Source organism: Donghicola tyrosinivorans (assembly GCF_003003355.1).
Classification (GTDB): Bacteria; Pseudomonadota; Alphaproteobacteria; order Rhodobacterales; family Rhodobacteraceae; genus Donghicola; species Donghicola tyrosinivorans.
Genome location: NZ_PVTQ01000004.1, coordinates 31,336 through 53,066, shown reverse-complemented (window position 1 = coordinate 53,066; position 21,731 = coordinate 31,336). Strand labels below are relative to the sequence as shown.

The following is a 21,731-nucleotide window of genomic DNA, read 5'->3' as shown; positions in this document are numbered from 1 at the left end:
CGTCGGGATCATCATGAGCTTGTATACAGATTACCTAGCAGAAATCGAAACACGCAAAACCGAAGGCCTGCACCCCAAGCCGATCGATGACGGTGCGCTGGTTGCGGAACTGATCGCGCAGATCAAAGACACTGCCAACGAATACCGCGCGGATTCGCTGCAGTTCCTGATCTACAACACCCTGCCCGGCACCACGAGCGCCGCAGGCGTCAAAGCAGCCTTCCTGAAAGAGATCATTCTGGGCGAAGCCGACGTTGCCGAAATCACCCCCGATTTCGCATACGAGCTGCTGTCGCACATGAAGGGCGGCCCCTCGATCGCGGTTCTGCTGGATCTGGCACTGGGTGATGACGCTGCAACCGCTGCCAAAGCGGCTGAAGTTCTGAAAACTCAGGTCTTCCTCTACGAGGCCGACATGGCCCGTCTGGAAGAGGCCTACAAAGCAGGTAGCGCCATCGCGAAAGACATTCTGGCAAGCTACGCGCAGGCCGAATTCTTCACCAAGCTGCCCGAAGTTGAAGAAGTTGTCGAAGTCGTCACCTACATCGCTGCCGAAGGCGATATCTCGACCGACCTTCTGTCGCCCGGCAACCAGGCGCACTCGCGTTCGGACCGCGAACTGCACGGCAAGTGCATGATCGACGAAGCCGCCCAGAAGCACATCGAAGAGCTGAAGCTGCAGCACCCCGGCAAGCGCGTGATGCTGATCGCTGAAAAAGGCACCATGGGCGTTGGCTCGTCGCGTATGTCGGGTGTGAACAACGTGGCACTGTGGACCGGCAAGCAAGCAAGCCCCTACGTTCCCTTCGTGAACATCGCCCCCGTTGTGGCAGGCACCAACGGCATCTCGCCGATCTTCCTGACCACCGTTGGCGTGACCGGCGGCATCGGCATCGACCTGAAGAACTGGGTCAAGAAGCTGGATGACAACGGCAAACCGATCCTGAACAACGACGACAGCCCCGTGCTGGAGCAGAAGTACTCGGTCGAGACCGGTACCGTTCTGAAGATCAACACCAAAACCAAGAAACTGACCTCTGAGTCGGGCGAAGAACTGGCAGACGTCTCGTCGTCGTTCACCCCCCAGAAGGTCGAGTTCATGAAGGCCGGCGGTTCCTACGCTGTTGTCTTCGGCAAGAAGCTGCAGACATTCGCGGCTGAAACTCTGGGCGTCGAAGCCCCGCAGGTCTTCGCCCCCTCTAAAGAGATCAGCATCGAAGGTCAGGGCCTGACCGCTGTTGAGAAGATCTTCAACGCGAACGCTGTTGGTGTTGAAAAAGGCAAAGTGCTGCACGCCGGTTCCGACGTCCGCGTCGAAGTGAACATCGTCGGCTCGCAGGACACCACCGGCCTGATGACCAGCCAGGAACTGGAAGCCATGGCGGCGACCACCATTTCGCCTGTCGTTGACGGCGCGTACCAGTCGGGCTGTCACACTGCTTCGGTTTGGGACAAGAAGGCTCAGGACAACATCCCGCGCCTGATGAAGTTCATGAACGACTTCGGCCTGATCACCGCCCGTGATCCCAAGGGCGAATACCACGCGATGACCGACGTGATCCACAAAGTGCTGAACGACATCACTGTCAGCGACTGGGACATCATCATCGGCGGCGACAGCCACACCCGTATGTCCAAAGGCGTTGCCTTCGGTGCGGACTCGGGCACAGTTGCTCTGGCGCTGGCCACCGGCGAAGCCACCATGCCGATCCCTGACTCGGTCAAGGTGACCTTCAAAGGCACCATGAAAGACCACATGGACTTCCGTGACGTGGTTCACGCCACTCAGGCACAGATGCTGAAGCAGCACGGCGACAACGTCTTCCAAGGCCGCGTCATCGAAGTGCACATCGGCACCCTGCTGGCGGACCAAGCGTTCACCTTCACCGACTGGACCGCAGAAATGAAGGCGAAAGCCTCGATCTGTATCTCCAACGATGACACACTGATCGGCTCGCTGGAGCTGGCCAAGTCGCGCATTCAGGTGATGATCGACAAGGGCATGGACAACGCAGCCCAGACCCTGCAGGGCCTGATCGACAAGGCAGACAAGCGTATCGCGGAAATCAAGTCGGGCGAAAAGCCTGCCCTGACCCCCGATGACAACGCCAAGTACTACGCCGAAGTCGTCGTTGATCTGGACCTGATCGACGAGCCCATGATCGCTGACCCCGACGTCAACAACGATGACGTGTCCAAGCGTTACACCCACGACACCATCCGCCCCGTTTCCTACTACGGCGGCGAGAAGAAGGTGGATCTGGGCTTTGTTGGCTCGTGCATGGTGCACAAGGGCGACATCAAGATCGTGGCCCAGATGCTGAAGAATCTCGAGGAAGCCAACGGCAAGGTCGAGTTCAAGGCACCTCTGGTTGTCGCGGCACCGACCTACAACATCATCGACGAGCTGAAAGCCGAAGGTGACTGGGACATCCTGCAGAAGTACTCGGGCTTCGAGTTCGACGACATGTTCCCGAAAGCCAAGGCCCGCACCGAGTACGAGAACATCCTGTACCTCGAGCGTCCCGGCTGTAACCTCTGCATGGGCAACCAGGAAAAAGCGGAAAAAGGCGACACCGTTCTGGCGACCTCGACCCGTCTGTTCCAGGGCCGCGTTGTGGCTGACTCGGACACCAAGAAGGGTGAATCGCTGCTGGCCTCGACCCCGGTTGTGGTTCTGTCGGCCATCCTTGGCCGTACGCCCAACATGGAAGAGTACAAGAAGGCGGTTGAAGGCATCAACCTGACCAAGTTCGCGCCGCCGCTGGAAAAGCCCGCAGGCGCACGTTCGGTCCACTTCTAAGACGGCTGGGGCAGCAAACGCTGCCCCTACCCCGCTAAATCACAAAGGGCGCGATGGTCTGACCACCGCGCCCTTTTCTATTGGGTTAGAGGACTTCTGAAGATTTATTACGCTTGCTACCGCTGCTTTCAAATTCCAGCCCGAAGCATACCGACCTTTCCCGGATACTGGGCCTTATCGTTCTCACTCCATTGAAAGCGGACCTCGACAGCCACTCGGTGCTTTTGTGCAAGACGCTCAATCTCGCGCCAAGCATCTGGAGCCGACTGCCCTTGAATTGAAAGGCCAAGGTGAGAGTAGTATTTGTAACCTTCCTCATTAAATTCATAGGGCTTTGAGGGCACTTGCAGCTCTCGCGCAAGGCTATTTGCGTCCATCTTGTGCTTCTTCATAACGGCTGAGATCACTTGCAAGAGGACTACAGACCAGTTCGTTTTTTCTAGCCAGCAGCCATCAACCGAAGCCGCCCGCACCCGCGCGAAAGTCAGACCAGGCGCAGTTTTGAATTCTATTATACTCTCATCCAATGAGGCGCATGATGCCCCAGAAGGCATAATAATTTCATGTGGATCATCACGCTCAAGCCCGAGTTGCGCCATTTTATCTCTAACCAGTTGCTCAATTGTTAGAGCGGGCGTTTCAACGTCGAGCCAAGTAGCGATCGACTTTAAGTCCACGAATGTTGCGTCACTTATTCGAACGACCGGCATTCTATTTCTCCCAGAGTGGCTACACGGGAAATATGTTACATATTTCGCTACACTTCAAGGAAATATGTAACATATTTTCTGTGAATTGCCCTAGGGAGCGTACATTAACTGATGTGCGCCCACAGGCTTTGGCCGATGAGGGATTGAAGAGTTTCTACCGCCCCAAAGTAAAAGCGGCCCCGTTGGGGGCCGCTATGAACGTTAGACCAGTAGATCGACCGTCACATCAAAGGACTGGATCGGCGCATATTCATAGATGAACTCATCATCCAGAACCCGCCCGCTGGTGGGATCCAGCGCCACGTCCACCTCGGAATCCCGCAAGGTGGTACCGCCAAAGCCGTCCCCCGCACCAGGCGAGATAACATCGTCCGCCAGATCCTCGCTGTCGTTCCGGCCCAGATACAGCACGAAGGAATCCGTCAGGTCCTGATCTGCGGTGATCAACACCTGATTGGCACCGACGATCTCGACCGACGTAATGGCGGCCAAAGACCCCGAATAAGTGCCACTGGCATTCGCGATCGAGAAGCCGAAGTTTTCCGGCGGCACCAGCCCCACGCCTTCGCGGTAGGCCGAGTATGGATCATCCACCAACGATCCTTCCAGACCGCTGAAGGTCACCAGAATCTCGTTCCCGTTCTGAACGTCCACGCTAGATATCAGGATCGGGTCATCCCCCGTCCCTTCCAGCGCTTCATACAGTTTCAGGCCGATGGTGCTGCCCATCATGTAATAGCCCTCAGAGCTGAGGTGCGTGTAATCGCCGCCGACGCTGGCAGGCTCGCTGGCTTCGAACTGGAACTCCGGCGCACCGAAATAGGCCGAGGCGTTGTCCGTCACATAGCTGATCTGGTCGAATGCCACATCCTTGGCCGCATAGCCGCGGTGCTGCGACACGATCGAGATCGTCTCGACGTCATATCCAAAGAGGCTGTCCGCATAGTCGTCGGCATTGTCCATCAGGTTCTGCAACAGGAACCGGTAACCGTATTCATCATCGGTCTGGTTCGCATCAGACTGGCCTTGGATAAAGTTGATCACGATGCGGTCTTGCACCGTGTAGCCCTGCGAAATCGCCTCATTATAGGCCAGCTCAAGCTGAACCTTGAAGTTATCGAAGGCATAGGGATGGCTCTGGGTGCCGTAGCTGTAGGTCGTCCCCCCGCCCGAGTTCGCATAATAGCTGTAGGTGGTCCCGCTCTGGACGATGAACAGATCGCCCTCTTGGGTCGCAGCCAAGGCTGCCGACATCGAAGAATAAATCTGATCGCTTTCCGCCGAGAGCGACAGAATGGATTTCCCAGGAATGCCGACGTTAAAATGCAACAAGGTCGGAGCCTCTTGCCCGTTGGCCTCATACTGGGCAGTCAGGGTGTTCAGCATCGCCGAGGCATGAGTCTCGGTCTGGGTTTCGACCCAAGATGTCAGCCCTTGATAATCGGTGACATCCACCGCGCTTTCGCGCCAGCCCCAAGAGTTGTTCTGGCTGTTGCCGAAATCCAGACCCAAAACAGTGTCGGGATAGACGGCCTCGGTCGACAGGACCTCGCGGTTGGCCCAAGTGGTGGTGCCGACGCTCAGGGATTGGCCCATGGTGACAACCAACAGGATTTCCTTGCCAGTGCCGGGTAGGATGACCTCATCCACTCCGACGGTTGCGCTGGCCGTTGCCGTGCCACCGTTCCCGTCTGAGATGGTGTAGTCAAAGCTGTCGACCCCTGTGAAACCGGCATCCGGCGTATAGGTGACCGTGCCGTCACCGTTGTTCACCAAGGTGCCGTTCGCAACGCTGCCAAGGCTGCTGATCGACAAGCTATCGCCATCCACATCGCTGTCATTGGCCACAAGGCTAAAGGTCACCGACGCGCCCGCATCTGTGGTTGCCGTATCATCTACGGCCACAGGCGCATCGTTCACCGCAGCGACCGATACGCTGACAGTGACCGTATCGCTGTTGCCGTTGCCGTCCGCGGCAGAGACTTCAAAACTGTCCGTGCCGTTAAAGTTCGCGTCCGGCATGTAGCTATAGGTGCCATCGGTGTTCACCGTGACCGACCCGCTTGTGGCGTCCGAGACCAATGAGAATGTGACCGTATCCCCATCCGCATCAGTCGCCGTCACAGCGCCCGAGATCGTGGTGTCCTCATTCCCTGAAGGCGCATCCGCCACGGCCACGGGTGCATTGCCCACGGCAGTATAGTCAGCCTCGGTCAGGAAGTCGTCCGCGTCGATCAGGGTCGGGTCCATGTTGTAGAACATCAGACGGTCGCCGTTCGAAGTGCGGAACACCACCGTCGTCAGGCCCGTACCTGTGTAGGTGTCACGAGTTAGATCCGCGTAGGTCAGACCTCCAGCAAGGAAGATCTTGTCGACGCCGTCTTCCCAGTCCGCAATCTTGACCCCGTAATCGCCGACCGAGAACTGGAAGATATCCGCGCCCGAGCCGCCTTTGACCCACCAGTCACCACCCTTGCCCGCGATGATATAGTCATCGCCCGCTCCGGCATTCAGGTTGTCACGGCCATCGCCCGCATCGATCCAGTCGTTGCCAGAGGTCCCAACCAGCGGGTTGTCCCCCTCATCCCCGTAAATCACCGTGTCATACTGATCCGGCGTCGGAACGCCGGTTGACGGGGTGGTGGTTGCTTCGACCGTCACCGTCGCGGTGGCCGTCGCGGTGCCGCCGTTCCCGTCGGATACGGTATAGCTAAAACTATCCGTCCCGCTGAAACCGGAGGTCGGCGTGTAGGTCACCGTGCCGTCGCCGTTATTGACCACAGTGCCGTTGCCCGCAGCCCCCAAGGCGCTGAGGCTCAGGGTGTCGCCATCCGCATCGCTGTCGTTGGCCAAGAGGCTGATGATAACCGATGCGCCCTCGTCCGTCGCAGCGCTATCGTCCACAGCCACAGGCGCCGTGTTCACAGGCGCGGCCGAGACCGTCACCGTCGCAGTGGCCGTCGCAGTCCCGCCGTTCCCGTCCGAGACCGTGTAGCTAAAACTATCCGTCCCGCTGAAACCGGAGGTCGGCGTGTAGGTCACCGTGCCCTCACCGTTATCGACCACGGTGCCGTTGCCCACCGCGCCCAAGGCGCTGAGGCTCAGGGCGTCGCCATCCGCATCGCTGTCGTTGGCCAAGAGGCTGATGATAACCGATGCGCCCTCGTCCGTCGCAGCGCTATCGTCCACAGCCACAGGCGCGGTGTTCACGGGCGCGGCCGAGACTGTCACCGTCGCGGTGGCCGTCGCGGTGCCGCCGTTCCCGTCCGAGACCGTATAGCCAAAGCTATCCGTCCCGCTGAAGCCGGTGGTCGGCGTGTAGGTCACGGTGCCGTCGCCGTTATCGACCACGGTGCCGTTGCCCGCCGCGCCCAAGGCGCTGAGGCTCAGGGTGTCGCCATCCGCATCGCTGTCGTTGGCCAAGAGGCTGATGATAACCGATGCGCCCTCGTCCGTCGCAGCGCTGTCATCCACTGCCGCAGGCGCCGTGTTCACAGGCGCGGCCGAGACCGTCACCGTCGCGGTAGCCGTCGCGGTGCCGCCGTTCCCGTCCGAAACGGTGTAGCCAAAGCTATCCGTCCCGCTGAAGCCCGCGGTCGGCGTGTAGGTCACTGTCCCGTCGCCGTTATCGACCACTATGCCGTTGCCCGCAGCCCCCAAGGCGCTGAGGCTCAGGGTGTCGCCATCCGCATCGCTGTCATTCGCCAAGAGGCTGATGACAACCGACGCACCCTCGTCCGTCGCAGCACTATCGTCCACAGCCACAGGCGCCGTGTTCACAGGCGCCGCCGAGACCGTCACCGTCGCGGTAGCCGTCGCACTCCCGCCGTTCCCGTCCGAGACCGTGTAGCTAAAACTATCCGTCCCGCTGAAACCGGAGGTCGGCGTATAGGTCACCGTGCCGTCACCGTTATCGACCACGGTGCCGTTGCCCGCAGCCCCCAAGGCGCTGAGGCTCAAGGCGTCGCCATCCGCATCGCTGTCGTTGGCCAAGAGGCTGATGACCACCGACGCACCCTCGTCCGTCGCAGCGCTATCGTCCACCGCCACAGGTGCATCGTTCACCCCGTTGACCGTCACGCTAACCGTCACCGTGTCCGTGCCGCCGTTGCCGTCGTCTGCAAGCACCTCAAAACTGTCCGTGCCGTTGAAATCGGCACCGGGGGTATAGGTGTAGGTGCCATCGGCGTTCACCGTGACCACGCCGCTTGTCGCGTCCGAGGCCAAAGAGAATGTGACCGTATCCCCATCCGCATCAGTCGCCGTTACTGCGCCCGAGATCACGGTATCCTCGTCTCCCGAGGGCGCATCCGCCACCGCCACAGGGGCATTGTTGGCGTCAAGGAAATCGGCCTCGGTCAGAAAGTCATCTTCGTCGATCAGCGTCGGGTCCATGTTATAGAACATCAGACGGTCGCCGTTCGAGGTGCGATAAACCACGGTAGTCAGGCCAGTGCCCGTGTAGGTCAGCTTCTCAAGGTCCGCGTAGGTCAGACCTCCGGCAAGGAAGATCTTGTCCACGCCGTCTTCCCAATCCGCGATCTTGACGCCGTAGTCCCCGACCGAGAACTGGAAGATATCCGCGCCCGAGCCGCCTTTGACCCACCAGTCACCGCCCGTACCAGCGATGATATAGTCGTCCCCTGCGCCTGCATCGATATTGTCACGCCCTGCGCCACCCTCGATCCAGTCGTTGCCAGAGGTCCCAACCAGCGGGTTGTCCCCCGCATCCCCGTAGATCACCGTGTCATACTGGTCCGGTGTCGGAACACCGGTTGATGGGGTGGTGGTTGCTTCGACCGTCACCGTCGCGGTAGCCGTCGCCGTGCTGCCATTCCCGTCAGACACGGTATAGCTAAAACTATCCGTCCCGCTGAAGCCGGTGGTCGGCGTGTAGGTCACTGTCCCGTCACCGTTATCGACCACAGTGCCATTACCCGCAGCGCTAATGGCACTGAGGCTCAGGGTATCGCCATCCGCGTCGCTGTCGTTGGCCAAGAGGCTGATGACCACCGACGCGCCCTCGTCCGTCGCAGCACTGTCATCCACAGCCACAGGCGCCGTGTTCACAGGCGCGGCCGAGACCGTCACCGTCGCAGTGGCCGTCGCGGTGCCGCCGTTCCCGTCCGAAACGGTGTAGCTAAAACTATCCGTCCCGCTGAAGCCAGAGGTCGGCGTGTAGGTCACCGTGCCGTCACCGTTATCGACCACGGTGCCGTTGCCCGCCGCGCTAATGGCACTGAGGCTCAGGGTGTCGCCATCCGCATCGCTATCATTCGCCAAGAGGCTGATGACCACCGACGCGCCCTCGTCCGTCGCAGCACTATCGTCCAGCGCTACAGGTGCATCGTTCACCCCGTTGACCGTCACGCTAACCGTCACCGTGTCCGTGCCGCCGTTGCCGTCGTCTGCAAGCACCTCAAAACTGTCCGTGCCGTTGAAATCGGCGCTGGGGGTATAGGTGTAGGTGCCATCGGTGTTCACCGTGACCACGCCGCTTGTGGCGTCCGAGACCAGCGAGAAGGTCACCGCGTCTCCATCCGCATCAGTCGCCGTTACTGCGCCCGAGATCACGGTATCCTCGTCTCCCGAGGGCGCATCCGCCACAGCCACAGGGGCGGTGTTGGCGTCAAGGAAATCGGCCTCGGTCAGAAAGTCATCTTCGTCGATCAGCGTCGGGTCCATGTTATAGAACATCAGACGGTCGCCGTTCGAGGTGCGATAAACCACGGTAGTCAGGCCAGTGCCCGTGTAGGTCAGCTTCTCAAGGTCCGCGTAGGTCAGACCTCCGGCAAGGAAGATCTTGTCCACGCCGTCTTCCCAATCCGCGATCTTGACGCCGTAGTCCCCGACCGAGAACTGGAAGATGTCCGCACCCGAGCCGCCTTTGACCCACCAGTCACCGCCCGTACCAGCGATGATATAGTCGTCCCCTGCGCCTGCATCGATATTGTCACGCCCTGCGCCACCCTCGATCCAGTCGTTGCCAGAGGTCCCAACCAGCGGGTTGTCCCCCGCATCCCCGTAGATCACCGTGTCATACTGGTCCGGTGTCGGAACGCCGGGGCCATCAGCGACCTCGATCGTGATATCAACGCTGGACGAAGCACTGCCCCCTGCGGGTTCGGTCACATCGATGGTGTAGGCAATCGCCGCGCTTGCGCCGGAGGCGGTGCTTTCCGCGGCAGGCTCGAACACAAGCAACTGGAGGGCAGCCGTCATTTCAGCAGCGGTACCACTGTAGGTGTAGGTCCCATCACCCAGATCTGTAAATCCGCTTGCCAGCAAAGAGTCGGCGGTAAAACCACCGTTCGTGGCATCGCTTGCGGTCAGAGTCGCCGTCAGGACCGCGCTTGCATCATCGCTTTCGACCAGCACACTCGGGAACAGAACTATCGTGCTCAGGTTGTCCGTTACTAAATTAACGTCAACACCGGAAATAACGATCACAGCCATCGAATCACCTTCACCACAAACACTCTTTGGTTGTCGCATAAATCAAATAATCAACCTAGGCGGGTATGCCTGAAATCGAGGCCGCTGACAGCCCCCGAAACGCTACTTTCACATTAATTTTTTAAGACAAATCAGTTTTGTAGTGAGGCAAAATGCGCGATTAATTCCTGATTACGAACAATGCGATTGGGTCACTCTAGCGACAACCCGCCACTTTTTCAGGCAAGGACGCGCAAAATTACCGCCTCACCCAACGCAAATTCGCAGCTGGCGCATCTTACAATTCTAGATTGATCTATTCTGGCACAACATTCATGCAAAATGAGGCGGTCCGCCAATGCCTAGGGATGCCCACAGTGCGTCGAAAATAGCAACAAAATGAGTTTGGGAAATTGCCTACAAATGGGGCAGGAATTGCCCTTGGCGCGGCAAGGGCAAGTTTAATTCCGGTGTGTCCTGTCTCGCAATCTTGCGAATTGAACAGGCAAGGACGGTTCCATGATTCAACCCGAGAACCAGAAACACATAACTTCTGCTGACAGTCGGCTGGGTCATTTGGTTTATATCAGAGCCCGCCGCCCCAAAGGGCGACAGTGATGGCAATGGCCGATCAGTGCGAAATCATCCAAGGGCGCTTTGCCGGAAAGCTCTTTGAGCCATCGGGGCGATAGAGCGTTCCAGACGACTTCTTGGAACTGCCCGAGCAGCAGGAACACCCTGCCCCGTGGCCGCTGCGCTTTGGTTCGTGCTGTGCGCGCTCATTGGTCTCAAACGCGGTGCGGCGGGATTTATCCATGCCCGCGATTTTGGGCGCGGTGAACAACACCCGAGGGGCCTCTGCCGCGCAAGAGGGGCACGCACAGGGCTGATCGAAAGCGGCCATGGGGGCGTAATCGGTGAAGGGGCCGCAGTCTTCGCAGAGGTAATCATAATAGGGCATGGCGTCCTTTCAGGGATGAGAGGGGGCAGCCGCGCAGGCCAAGCCCGCGCGGCTGCAGTTGCTCTGGGGTGTTGGGCGGCCCCAGAACCGGCAGGCTCAGAGATCGGGCGCCAGCGGGATGTCGATGGACCCGTCCAGATATTTCTTGGGGCCGTCTTTCCCCAGCTTGATGTCGAAGTCGAAGATATCCGTTGGCAGCCACAGCGTGGCGCAGGCGTTGGGGATATCCACCACGCCCGAGATATGCCCCTGCACCGGTGCGGTCCCGAGGATCGCGTAGGCCTGCGCGCCGGTATAGCCGAACTTCTTCAGGTACTCGATCGCGTTGAGGCAGGCCTGACGGTAGGCCACATGCACATCCAGATAATGCTGGGTGCCGGTTTCATCGACAGAGATGCCCTCGAAGATCAGGTAGTCATCATATTTGGGCGTGATCGGCGAAGGCTTGAAGATCGGGTTTTTGACCCCGTATTTGCTGACCCCGTCCTTAATCAGGTCCACCTTGATGTGCAGCCAGCCCGCCATTTCAATGGCGCCGCAGAAGGTGATCTCGCCATCGCCTTGGCTGAAGTGCAGATCGCCCATCGAAAGGCCCGCGCCGTCCACATAGACGGGGAAGTAGATTTTACAGCCACGGCTGAGATCTTTGATATCGCAGTTGCCGCCGTGTTCGCGGGGCGGCACGGTGCGGGCGCCTTCTGCAGCAGCCTTGTCGCGTTCGTCGCCTTTCAGCTTGCCCATGTGAGCAGACTGGGTGTTGGGCAGCGCAGCCAAGGGGGGCGTGCGGTCGGGGTTGGTGTCGAACAGCGCCTTCTCTCGGCTGTTCCACATGTCCAGCATCTTGCGGTCGGGAAGACAGCCGATCAGACCGGGGTGAATAAGGCCCGCGTATTTCACCCCCGGCACGTGACGGGACGAGGTGAACATGCCGTGAAAATCCCAGATCGACTTTTGCGCCTCGGGAAAATGTTCGGTCAGGAAACCGCCGCCGTTCTGTTTGGAAAAGAAGCCGTTGAACCCCCAGTTCATCTCTTCCTTGGCGCCGATATCCAGAATTTCGACGATCAGCAGATCGCCCGGCTCGGCCCCTTTGACGCCGATGGGACCGGACAGATAGTGGACCTGCTCCAGCTCCACATCACGCACGTCCGCTGCGTCGTCGTTGTTTTTGATCTGACCACCGGTCCAATCGTAGGTCTCGATCTTGAAGTCGTCACCGGGTTCGACCCAGACCGCGAGGGGGATGTCCGGATGCCAGCGGTTGTGCACATTCTCATTGGTGTGCGGGCTTTCGCTGAGGTCTACGGAAATCAGTGTATCAGCCATGGGGTTACCTCCTTGTTGTTGGAAATCAGACAGATAGAAATTTCGACACCTTCGCCGCGTCGATGCCGTCGCGGGGGCTGTCATGGACGAATTGGCCGTTCTCGATCACCATCACGCGGTCGGCCACATCCAGCGCAAAGCTGAGGACCTGTTCCGAGACGATGATCGACAAGCCCCGTTCGTCGCGGATACGGCGCAGGGTGCGGGCCATTTCGCGGATGATCGAGGGCTGGATGCCTTCGGTCGGCTCGTCCAGCAGCAGCACCTTGGGGTTTGAGGCCAAGGCGCGGGCAATCGCCAACTGCTGCTGTTGCCCGCCCGAGAGGTTCCCCCCGCGCCGTCCCTTCATTTCCAGCAGCACGGGGAACAGCTCATAGATATCTGGCGGGACGGTCTTCTTGCCGGTCACGGTCAGGCCGGTTTCAACGTTTTCCTGCACCGTCATGGCGGAAAAGATCATCCGGCCCTGCGGCACATAGGCGATACCGTTGGCGACACGCTTGTGCGACTTCATCGCAGTCACGTCCGTATCCCCGACCGAGACCGCGCCGTAAGACGCAGGCACGATCCCCATCATAGTCTTCATCAGGGTGGTTTTGCCCATCCCGTTGCGGCCCATGATGGCGACAATCTCGCCGGGCTGGACGTTCAGGTTCAGGCCGTGCAGCACCTCGGATTCCCCATAGGCCGCACGCAGGTTGGTCAGGTTCAGCATATCAGTGCTCCTTCAGTGGCCGAGGTAGACTTCGATGACTTTGGGGTCGTTCTGCACCCGCTCCATCGAGCCTTCGGACAGAACCTTGCCCTGATGCAGAACCGTGACGCGGGTGGCGATGTCAGCGACAAAACCCATGTCATGTTCGATCACGATGACCGAGCGATCAGCGATGATGCGGTTCAGAAGCTCTGCCGTTTTCTTCCGCTCGGCCACAGACATGCCCGCGACGGGTTCATCCAGCATCAACAGCTCGGGGTCCTGGATCAGCAGCATCCCGATTTCGAGCCACTGCTTCTGCCCGTGGCTGAGGAAGGCCGCCTTTTCTTGCAGCAGTTCCTCGAGAAAGATCATCTCTGCGATCTCTTGGATGCGGTCCTTCACCGTGTCATCACGGCGGAAAAACAGCGCGCCAAAGACGTTGTGCCCCTTGGGATAGCTCAGTTCCAAGTTCTCAAAGACCGTGAGGTCTTCGTAGACAGAGGGCGTCTGGAATTTGCGGCCAACACCCGCGTGGACGATCTGGTCCTCACGCATGTTCAGCAGTTCCTGCCCTTTGAAGTTGACCGACCCGCCGGTCGCCTTGGTCCGTCCGCAGATCAGATCAAGCACGGTGGTTTTGCCCGCCCCGTTGGGGCCGATGATCACGCGGCATTCGTTCGGCTCGACGTAAAAGCTCAGGTCATTGACCGCTTTGAAGCCATCGAAAGAGACCGTCAGATCCTCGACCATCAGGACAAAGTTGGGATTGTTCTGGACCATCTGATCACCTCATTCCGCAGGAGTTTTCGGGGCCGCCGTGCTGTCATCGCCAGTCTTCCGGCTGAACAGGCTGCTCAGGCGGGGCTCGACCCAATCGGCCCAGATGCCCGCCAAACCACGGGGGAAGGCCATGACCACAGCGATGAACAAAGCGCCAAGTCCCAGCAGCCAAACCTCGGGGAAGCTTTCCGAGAATGTGGTCTTGGCAAAGTTCACCAGCAGCGTGCCGTAGACCGCGCCGATGATGGACAGACGCCCGCCGACTGCGCAGAAGATCACCATTTCGATCGAAGGGACGATGCCGACCAGCGTGGGTGACATGAAGCCGACCTGAAGGGTGAACATAGCCCCGCCAATGGCCGAGAACGCCGCGCCAAGGCAAAAGACAAAGATCTTGAAGCTGGCCACGTCATAGCCCGAAAAGCGCACGCGATCTTCTTGGTCCCGCATTGCGATCAATAGGCGGCCTAGTTTGGACTTGCGCACATAATGGGCCGCGAAGAGGACCGCGAACAGCAGGATGCCGTTGACGAAATAGAGGATGTTCTTGGCCTCATCGGTGCGGATGTCCCAGCCGTGCAGGGTCCGCAGATCGGTGATGCCGTTGACGCCGCCGGTAAAGCCTTGCTGCCCGATGATCAGGATGGTCAGGATCGCGGCAATCGCTTGGGTGATGATCGCGAAGTAAACCCCGCCCACACGCCGCCGGAACATGGCGAAGGCGATAATGAAGGCAAAGACCACAGGCACTGCAATGATGGCAATCAGGGTCAAGCCAAAGCTGTGGAACGGCTCCCACCACCATGGCAAAGCGGTGATCTGGTTCCAGTCCATAAAATCGGGAATGCCGGGGGTGGACTGGATCGCGGTATTCTCGGGCGTTGAGGCCTCCAGCTTGAGGAACATTGCCATGCAATAACCCCCAAGACCGAAGAAGACCCCTTGGCCAAGGCTCAGGATACCCCCTGCCCCCCAGCACAGCACAAGGCCGACAGCCACAAAGGCATAGGTCAGGTATTTGCCGAATAGGTTCAGGCGAAAGGTGTCCAGCGCCAGCGGCAGCACCACAAAAATCAGGGCCGCAAGGATCGCAAAGCCGATCATCTCTTTCGGGGTCAGAAACGCGGTTTTCTTGGTCGGTGTCATATCTCGCGCTCCTTATTTCCGCAGCTTGAGGGCAAAGAGGCCTTGGGGACGCAGCATCAGGATGCCCACGACCGTCAGCAGGGTCAGAACCTTGGCCATTGAACCGGACAGGAAGAACTCAAGGATCGACTGCGCCTGAGAGATGCTGAACGCGCTGGCGATAGTGCCCAGTAGGCTGCCCGCGCCGCCGAAGACGACCACCAGGAAAGTGTCCACGATATAAAGCTGACCCGCCGTCGGACCGGTCGAGCCGATCATAGTAAAGGCCGAACCCGCAACGCCCGCCACACCGCAACCGATGCCAAATGTCAGGCGGTCGGTCCATTCGGTGTTGATCCCCACAGCGCCCGCCATAATGCGGTTCTGGTTGATCGCCCGCACCTGCTTGCCCCAAGTGGACCGGAACATGAGCACATAGATCGCGATGGAAATTCCGACGGCCAGCACCATGACAAACATGCCGTTAATCGGCACCTCGATCATGTCCGTGAGTGGTAGCGAGCCCATCATCCATTCGGGAATTGTCACACCGACTTCGCGCGCACCAAAGACACTGCGATAGATCTGTTGCAGGATCAGGCTAAGGCCCCATGTGGCCAGCAGCGTATCCAGCGGGCGCTTGTACAAATGCCGGATCATCGCCCATTCAACGAACATCCCCAGCGCCCCCGTCACCACAAACGCCAGCGCCATCGCGACGAAAAAGTAGATCGAGAACAGAAACGGCAGGTAGTCCGAGAAAACGTTCGAGACCAGATAGGTCACATAGGCGCCAAGGATCATAAACTCGCCATGGGCCATGTTGATCACGCCCATCTGGCCAAAGATGATCGCCAGCCCCAGCGCCATCAGGACGAATACGGAAAAGAGGATCAGCCCCGCAAACCCTTGCATCGCAAAGATCGCAGTCAGTTCCCCCATGGAATAGTCGGCAAACATCAGTGTTCCTTCCTGTCAGCAGCCGCAGGGAAAAAAGCCCGTGCCGTGCAGCGCATTGGCCAGTGGCACGGGCAAGTCAGGTTAAGGGAACGGTGGCCCCGAATTTGCGCCGCGGGATCGTTCGGCGATCAGGCCTTACTGATAGCCTTCGGGGAAGGGGTCGGGCTCGACCAGATCGGCGGTCTCGAAGACCACTTCGTACTGACCGTCCGCCATCGCCTTGCCGACACGGGTTTTGGACCAGAGGTGATGGTTGGGATGGACCTTGACGTAACCTTCGGGCGCAGTCGGCAGTTCAATATCGGGCGAGGCTTCGCGGACCTTATCCACGTCAAAGCTGCCAGCTTTCTCGACAGCGGCCTTCCACAGCCACGGGCCCAAATAGGCGGCTTGCGTCACGTCACCGATCACCATGTCATCGCCCCACATCTCTTTGAAGGCGGCCACGAAGTCGGCGTTGTTGGGATTCTCCAGCGACTGGAAGTACTTCATGCAGGCATAGGCGCCTTCGATATTCTCGCCGCCGATGCCGCGGATTTCATCCTCGGTCACAGAGATGGTCAGCAGCACGGGCTTTTCCTTGGTCATATCGATGCCCGCAGCCTTCAGCTGCTTGTAGAAGGCCACGTTCGATCCGCCCACAACGATGGCGTAGATCACGTCTGGCTTCTTCAGTTTGATCTTGTTGATGACCGAGTTGAACTGGGTGTGACCCAGCGGATAATACTCTTCGCCCACAACCTTCAGGCCCAGCTTTTCGATGTGCTTGCGGGCGATCTTGTTCGAGGTGCGCGGCCAGATGTAATCGGAGCCCAAGAGATAGAAGCTTTTCGCGCCCTTCTCTTTGGTGACCCAGTCGATGCCCGCGATGATCTGCTGGGTTGCTTCCTGACCGGTGTAGATCACGTTCGGCGACTGCTCTAGCCCTTCATAGAAGGTCGGATAGTAGAGCATGCCATTGTACTGTTCGAACACGGGCAGAACCGCCTTGCGGCTTGCCGAAGTCCAGCACCCCATGACCGAGGCGACCTTGTCGTTCACCAGCAGCTTCTTGGCCTTTTCCGCAAAGGTCGGCCAGTCGGATGCGCCGTCTTCCTGAATGAATTCGATCTTGCGGCCCAGAACACCGCCTTGCGCGTTGATCTGTTCAATCGCCAGCTTTTCGGCCTGGACCGAGCCGGTCTCGGAAATTGCCATAGTACCGGTGACCGAATGCAGGATGCCGACGGTCACGGTATCATCTGTAACCGCAAGGCCGGTCGTGTTCACTGCGGCCGTGGGATAGTCCTGCGCCCGCAGGTTCTTGGGTAGAAACAATGAGGCAGACAAGGCCGCGCCACCGGCCAGAACGGCGCGGCGGCTGACAGTCGACTTCGGGGAGTTACCATTGGATTTGGTCATTGTGCCCTCCTTGTTGGCTTAATTCTTGAGCAGGTTGGCACCCGCTCTTGAGGACAAGGCTGACAAAATTTTCTGCAGCGCAGTATACGTCAAATAACGTATTTGAGTGCGCCTTTTTCCCCCTATGCTCGAAGACCAGAAGAGCGCGACGCAAAACCGCAATTTTGGAATCACGTTTTTGACGCGCAGGCTGCGCAGACCGAAACGTGATGGCCCCGTCATTGCCGAGAGCCGCGCATCCTGACGAGTGATGAGGTTAAATATGGCGTATATTCATGCATATACCATATAGCGCGACAGGAAATCGCCGCAGCTATAACCGCTGGGTCGCCAATGAGACGATGGAAGATTTCGCCCTGCGCTTTACCGCGCGACGGGCGCGGCGGTTCGGCTACGGGCGCATTGCCAACACGGCGATCGGGTCGATCTCGTTCCTTGCGCTTGAGGCCATCGGCGGCACCATCACCCTGACCTACGGCTTTGATGCTGCGCTTGCAGCCATCCTGATTGTTGGCCTCATCCTGATGCTGACGGGCTTGCCCATCTGCTACTACGCCGCACGTTACGGGGTGGACATTGACCTGCTGACCCGCGGGGCCGGATTTGGGTACATCGGGTCAACAATCACCTCTCTCATATACGCCAGCTTCACTTTCATATTCTTCGCGCTTGAGGCATCGATCCTCGCCTTCGCGCTAGAGTTCTGCTTTGGCATGCCCGTCTCGCTTGGCTATCTGGTGTCGGCTTTGGTGGTCATTCCGCTGGTGCTGAACGGGTTCTCGAAAATCTCGGCGTTTCACACGTGGACCCAGCCCCTGTGGATCGCGCTGCATATCCTACCCTTCGCGATCTTGCTGCTTCAGGGCCAGTTTGATCTGCAATTCTGGACCAGCTACGGCGATGCCCCCGATGCAGCGGGGCTGAACTGGATGTCGGTCGGGTTTGCATCGGCCATCGTCTTCTCGCTTGCCGCCCAGATCGGCGAGCAGGTGGATTTCCTGCGCTTCCTCCCCGAACCCCAAACCCGCAAAGAGCAGATGAAATGGTGGCTGACCCTGCTGGCCTCGGGGCCCGGATGGTCGGTGATCGGGGTCGTGAAGATGCTGGCAGGCTCGTTCCTGACTACCTACGCCTTGCTTCAGGGCGAAATGCTAGAGGACAGCACCGACCCCACGCACATGTACTTTGTCCTCTTTGATCTGGCTTTCCGGTGGGAGTGGTTGGCCGTTGCGGTGACCGGCATCTTTGTGGTTCTCAGCCAGCTTAAGATCAATGTGACCAACGCCTATGCCGGATCTATCGCGTGGTCGAATTTCTTCTCGCGCCTGACCCACAGCCATCCGGGCCGCGTGATCTGGCTGGTGTTCAACGTAGCCATTGCCGTCATGCTGATGGAACTGGGGGTCTTTGCCGCCATCGGTCATATCTTGGGTCTCTATTCCCACGTGGCTGTGGCTTGGATTGGCGCAATCACCGCTGATCTGGTGATCAACAAACCCCTTGGCCTTAGCCCCAAGGGGATCGAGTTCCGCCGCGCCCACCTTTACGATCTGAACCCCGTTGGCGTCGGCTCGATGGTGTTGGCGGTGGTCTTTTCCCTGATCGCCCATAGCGGCGTGGTCGGCCCTTGGGGACCGGCCTATTCGTCAGGGATTGCGCTGGTCACGGCGCTGGTGGTCTCGCCCCTGATCGCCTTTATCACAAAAGGCAAATATTACATCGCCCGCCCCTGCCCCGAAGGCAAAGCACAGACCGAACAGACCTGCTGTGTCTGCGAATACAGCTTTGATCCCGAAGACATGACCGACTGCCCGTTCTACGCGGGGCCGATCTGTTCGCTGTGCTGCACGCTAGACAGCTCTTGCCGTGACACCTGCAAGCCTGAGGCGCGGCTGGATGCCATGACCCTAGGCGCCCTGCAAAACGCCCTGCCCGCGCGGATTTTCGATGCGCTGACGTCGCGCCTGTCGTTTTTTCTGGTGGCCACATCGGTGCCTGCCGCTGCGTTTGGATCATTGCTGTGGATCATCCGGTCCCACGCGGACAGCCCTGATCTGGATGCGATCATCACGCTGATTTTCTGTTCCGTGCTGGTCTGCATCGGCATCATCGCGTGGACCCTTATTCTGGCGCGGGAAAGCCAACACAAAGCGCGGGATGAGGCTGACCTGCAAACCCAACGCTTGCTGCGCGAAGTCCGCGCCCACGAACGCACCGACGCCAAACTACAACGGGCCATGGAAAAGGCCGAGGCCGCCAATCTGGCCAAGACCCGCTATATGGCAGGCATCAGCCACGAATTGCGCACGCCCCTGAACGCCATCTACGGCTATGCACAAATCCTTGAAGGGGATGCCGCGCTGCCCCTGCGCCGCCGCGAGGCTGCCCGCTCGATCCGCCGCAGTTCCGAGCATCTGGCAGGCCTGATTGAGAACCTCTTGGACATCTCCAAAATCGAGGCAGGCCGGCTGGAGATTTCACGCGACCGCATCAATCTGCGGGCCTTTCTGGCGCAGGTCACATCAATCTTTGAAGGACAGGCCAAAGCCAAAGCACTCGAGTTCCGCATCACCACCCGCGGCAACATCCCCACTTGGGTCGACTGCGATGAAAAACGCCTGCGGCAAATCCTGATCAACCTGCTGTCAAACGCCTTGCGTTATACAGAAAAAGGCCGCGTGGATATGGAGATCGCCTACCGCAACGAAGTGGCGACCATCACCGTCACAGACACCGGCATCGGCATTCCCCCCGACCAAATCCACCGCATCTGGAAACCGTTCGAGCGGCTGTCCCGTGCGGGCGCGGGCGGCTCTGGTTTGGGGCTCACGATCACCCGCCTCTTGGTAGAAATTCTGGGCGGCGACATTTCCGTGGACAGCGAGCTTGGCAAGGGCAGCCGGTTCACCCTGCGCTTGATGCTGCCATCGGTGCGGCCCTCGGTCATCTCGCGGATGCCAGAGGCCCATGACGCCCGAAAGGTCCATGCGACCGGCTATGTTGGCCCGCGCAAAGCCATTCTGGCCGTCGATGACGATCTGGACCATCTGGGCCTGCTGGAAACCCTGCTGAAACCAATGGGCTTTTTGATCCAGTGCCAACCCAGTCCGGTCACCGCTCTGGCCAGCCTAGAAGACATAGCGCCCGATCTGTTCATTCTGGACATCGACATGCCCGAGATGGACGGCTGGAGCCTTGCACAGCGCCTACGTGATGACCCCAAGTTCCGCTCGACCCCGATCATGATGGTCAGCGCCCACGCGCTAGAGGCCCGTAGTCAGGTGCAGCGCGAGGGGCTGTTTGATGCCTTCATCATCAAGCCCTACTCGCTGGAAGACCTGCTGCTGCGCATTGCCGAGTTGTTGCGCGTGCCCCTTTTGCATGACGCCCCAGATCATGCGACGCCGCCCGCCCGAGAGGTCGATCGCGACACTTTCAAGAAAATCCGAGATCTGGCCCTGCTGGGGCATGCAGCCCCCTTGCGCCGGATCATCGACACCCTAGACGACATCCCCAATCAATCCGGCCCCAACCTGCGTCAGATGATGGCCGAATTCGACATGAGCGGCATTCTGAAATATGCCGAAGAGGTCCTGTCCCATGATACCTGAAACCTCTCAGTCCAACGCCTTTGGCGCGCGCGCCATTGCGCTGGTGATCGACGATGCGCCCGAAACCCTCGGGGTGATCTCCGAGGCGCTGGAAGCCAACGGAATGACCGTTCTTGTGGCCCGCAGTGGCCCCGAAGGGATTGCCTTGACCCACCGCGTCCAGCCTGACGTCATCCTGCTGGATGCCCAGATGCCCGGTATGGACGGGTTTGAGACCTGCCGCGCCCTCAAGGCCAATCCTGCCTCGGCCGATGCGCCGGTGATTTTCATGACCGGCTTGACCGATGCGGAATATATCCTGAAGGGCCTGCAATCGGGCGGGGTCGATTACATCACCAAGCCGGTTGTTCTGGATGAACTGGTCGCCCGCATCATCACCCATGTACTGAACGCCCGCGCGATCTCTTCCGCGCGTCATGCCTTGGATGAAACCGGCCAGTCACTATTGGCCTTTGGCAAGAACGGCGGCTTTGTCTGGGGCACCCCGAAGGCGTTGGACTTGGTGGAAACGACAGAAGCAACCAAAGCCCTGCTGTCCGCCGCCCCGCCCCGCGCCCTTGGCGACTGGCTGAAGGGTTTGGGACAGACGGCCCTGTCCCGTTCAACCCCGCTGATGATCGGCCAGTTGGTTCTGAAATATGTGGGCACCACCAAAGACCAAACCCTGATCGAAATCCACGAAATGCGTGAAAGCTCTCCGATCATGCCGCTGATACAGGCCCACGGCCTGACCGAGCGTGAAGCCGAGGTACTGCTATGGCTGAGCCAAGGGAAAACCAACAAGGACATCGCGGAAATCCTTAGCCTCAGTGCGCGCACCGTGAACAAGCATCTGGAACAGGTGTTCTACAAAATGGGCGTCGACAACCGCACATCCGCCGCCGTGATGGCGGACCGCCTACTGCATCGGGTCTGAAGGCCC

General features: G+C 59.2%; 12 protein-coding genes. 3 read left to right on the top strand and 9 right to left on the bottom strand.

The window, feature by feature from the left end; genetic code table 11:
- Window positions 1-13 precede the first annotated feature (13 nt).
- Entirely contained in the window at window positions 14-2,803 is a 2,790-nt protein-coding gene (locus tag CLV74_RS07190; protein ID WP_106263562.1) for a bifunctional aconitate hydratase 2/2-methylisocitrate dehydratase, read from the top strand.
- A gap of 128 nt (window positions 2,804-2,931) precedes the next feature.
- Here the strand turns inward: CLV74_RS07190 and CLV74_RS07185 are convergent, their stop codons facing one another.
- From CLV74_RS07185 to urtA, 9 genes are all read right to left on the bottom strand, one after another.
- Entirely contained in the window at window positions 2,932-3,513 is a 582-nt protein-coding gene (locus CLV74_RS07185) for a T4SS efffector SepA family protein (RefSeq protein WP_106263561.1), read from the bottom strand.
- 201 nt (window positions 3,514-3,714) lie between these two features.
- Window positions 3,715-9,969, bottom strand: coding sequence for a beta strand repeat-containing protein (locus tag CLV74_RS07180; RefSeq protein WP_170108000.1), 6,255 nt, complete (start codon window positions 9,967-9,969; stop codon window positions 3,715-3,717).
- Between the two features lie 610 nt (window positions 9,970-10,579).
- The gene (locus tag CLV74_RS07175; protein ID WP_106263559.1) at window positions 10,580-10,909 is read right to left on the bottom strand and encodes an FmdB family zinc ribbon protein; all 330 of its coding nucleotides are present in this window, start codon (window positions 10,907-10,909) and stop codon (window positions 10,580-10,582) included.
- 96 nt (window positions 10,910-11,005) lie between these two features.
- A complete protein-coding gene (fmdA, locus tag CLV74_RS07170; protein WP_106263558.1) occupies window positions 11,006-12,235 on the bottom strand; it encodes a formamidase in 1,230 nt (409 codons plus the stop codon).
- A 25-nt stretch (window positions 12,236-12,260) separates the two neighbouring features.
- On the bottom strand, window positions 12,261-12,950 hold the full coding sequence (gene urtE, locus CLV74_RS07165; protein ID WP_106263557.1) for an urea ABC transporter ATP-binding subunit UrtE: 690 nt from the start codon (window positions 12,948-12,950) through the stop codon (window positions 12,261-12,263).
- A gap of 12 nt (window positions 12,951-12,962) precedes the next feature.
- Window positions 12,963-13,712: an urea ABC transporter ATP-binding protein UrtD gene (urtD, locus tag CLV74_RS07160; protein WP_106263556.1), complete on the bottom strand. Its 750-nt coding sequence runs from the start codon at window positions 13,710-13,712 to the stop codon at window positions 12,963-12,965.
- Between the two features lie 9 nt (window positions 13,713-13,721).
- Window positions 13,722-14,858 carry an urea ABC transporter permease subunit UrtC gene (gene urtC, locus CLV74_RS07155; RefSeq protein ID WP_106263555.1) on the bottom strand — a complete coding sequence of 379 codons (1,137 nt, stop codon included), beginning with the start codon at window positions 14,856-14,858 and terminating at the stop codon, window positions 13,722-13,724.
- A 12-nt stretch (window positions 14,859-14,870) separates the two neighbouring features.
- Window positions 14,871-15,797, bottom strand: coding sequence for an urea ABC transporter permease subunit UrtB (gene urtB / locus CLV74_RS07150; RefSeq protein ID WP_106263554.1), 927 nt, complete (start codon window positions 15,795-15,797; stop codon window positions 14,871-14,873).
- 135 nt (window positions 15,798-15,932) lie between these two features.
- On the bottom strand, window positions 15,933-17,198 hold the full coding sequence (urtA, locus tag CLV74_RS07145) for an urea ABC transporter substrate-binding protein (protein ID WP_106263553.1): 1,266 nt from the start codon (window positions 17,196-17,198) through the stop codon (window positions 15,933-15,935).
- A gap of 275 nt (window positions 17,199-17,473) precedes the next feature.
- Between urtA and CLV74_RS07140 the strand changes: the two genes are divergently transcribed.
- Together CLV74_RS07140 and CLV74_RS07135 are read left to right on the top strand one after the other, a co-directional pair.
- The gene (locus CLV74_RS07140; RefSeq protein WP_106263552.1) at window positions 17,474-20,809 is read left to right on the top strand and encodes a hybrid sensor histidine kinase/response regulator; all 3,336 of its coding nucleotides are present in this window, start codon (window positions 17,474-17,476) and stop codon (window positions 20,807-20,809) included.
- Window positions 20,799-21,725, top strand: coding sequence for a response regulator transcription factor (locus tag CLV74_RS07135; protein ID WP_106263551.1), 927 nt, complete (start codon window positions 20,799-20,801; stop codon window positions 21,723-21,725). Before CLV74_RS07140 ends, CLV74_RS07135 begins: the two co-directional genes overlap by 11 nt.
- The last annotated feature ends 6 nt before the right edge of the window (window positions 21,726-21,731 follow it).

Coding starts and splice junctions, on each gene's coding strand:
- CLV74_RS07175 (WP_106263559.1), bottom strand. CDS start 10,909: ATGCCCTATTATGATTACCTCTGCGAAGACTGCGGCCCCTTCACCGAT.
- urtE (WP_106263557.1), bottom strand. CDS start 12,950: ATGCTGAACCTGACCAACCTGCGTGCGGCCTATGGGGAATCCGAGGTG.
- fmdA (WP_106263558.1), bottom strand. CDS start 12,235: ATGGCTGATACACTGATTTCCGTAGACCTCAGCGAAAGCCCGCACACC.
- urtD (WP_106263556.1), bottom strand. CDS start 13,712: ATGGTCCAGAACAATCCCAACTTTGTCCTGATGGTCGAGGATCTGACG.
- CLV74_RS07185 (WP_106263561.1), bottom strand. CDS start 3,513: ATGCCGGTCGTTCGAATAAGTGACGCAACATTCGTGGACTTAAAGTCG.
- CLV74_RS07135 (WP_106263551.1), top strand. CDS start 20,799: ATGATACCTGAAACCTCTCAGTCCAACGCCTTTGGCGCGCGCGCCATT.
- urtA (WP_106263553.1), bottom strand. CDS start 17,198: ATGACCAAATCCAATGGTAACTCCCCGAAGTCGACTGTCAGCCGCCGC.
- urtB (WP_106263554.1), bottom strand. CDS start 15,797: ATGTTTGCCGACTATTCCATGGGGGAACTGACTGCGATCTTTGCGATG.
- urtC (WP_106263555.1), bottom strand. CDS start 14,858: ATGACACCGACCAAGAAAACCGCGTTTCTGACCCCGAAAGAGATGATC.
- CLV74_RS07180 (WP_170108000.1), bottom strand. CDS start 9,969: ATGGCTGTGATCGTTATTTCCGGTGTTGACGTTAATTTAGTAACGGAC.
- CLV74_RS07190 (WP_106263562.1), top strand. CDS start 14: ATGAGCTTGTATACAGATTACCTAGCAGAAATCGAAACACGCAAAACC.
- CLV74_RS07140 (WP_106263552.1), top strand. CDS start 17,474: ATGCATATACCATATAGCGCGACAGGAAATCGCCGCAGCTATAACCGC.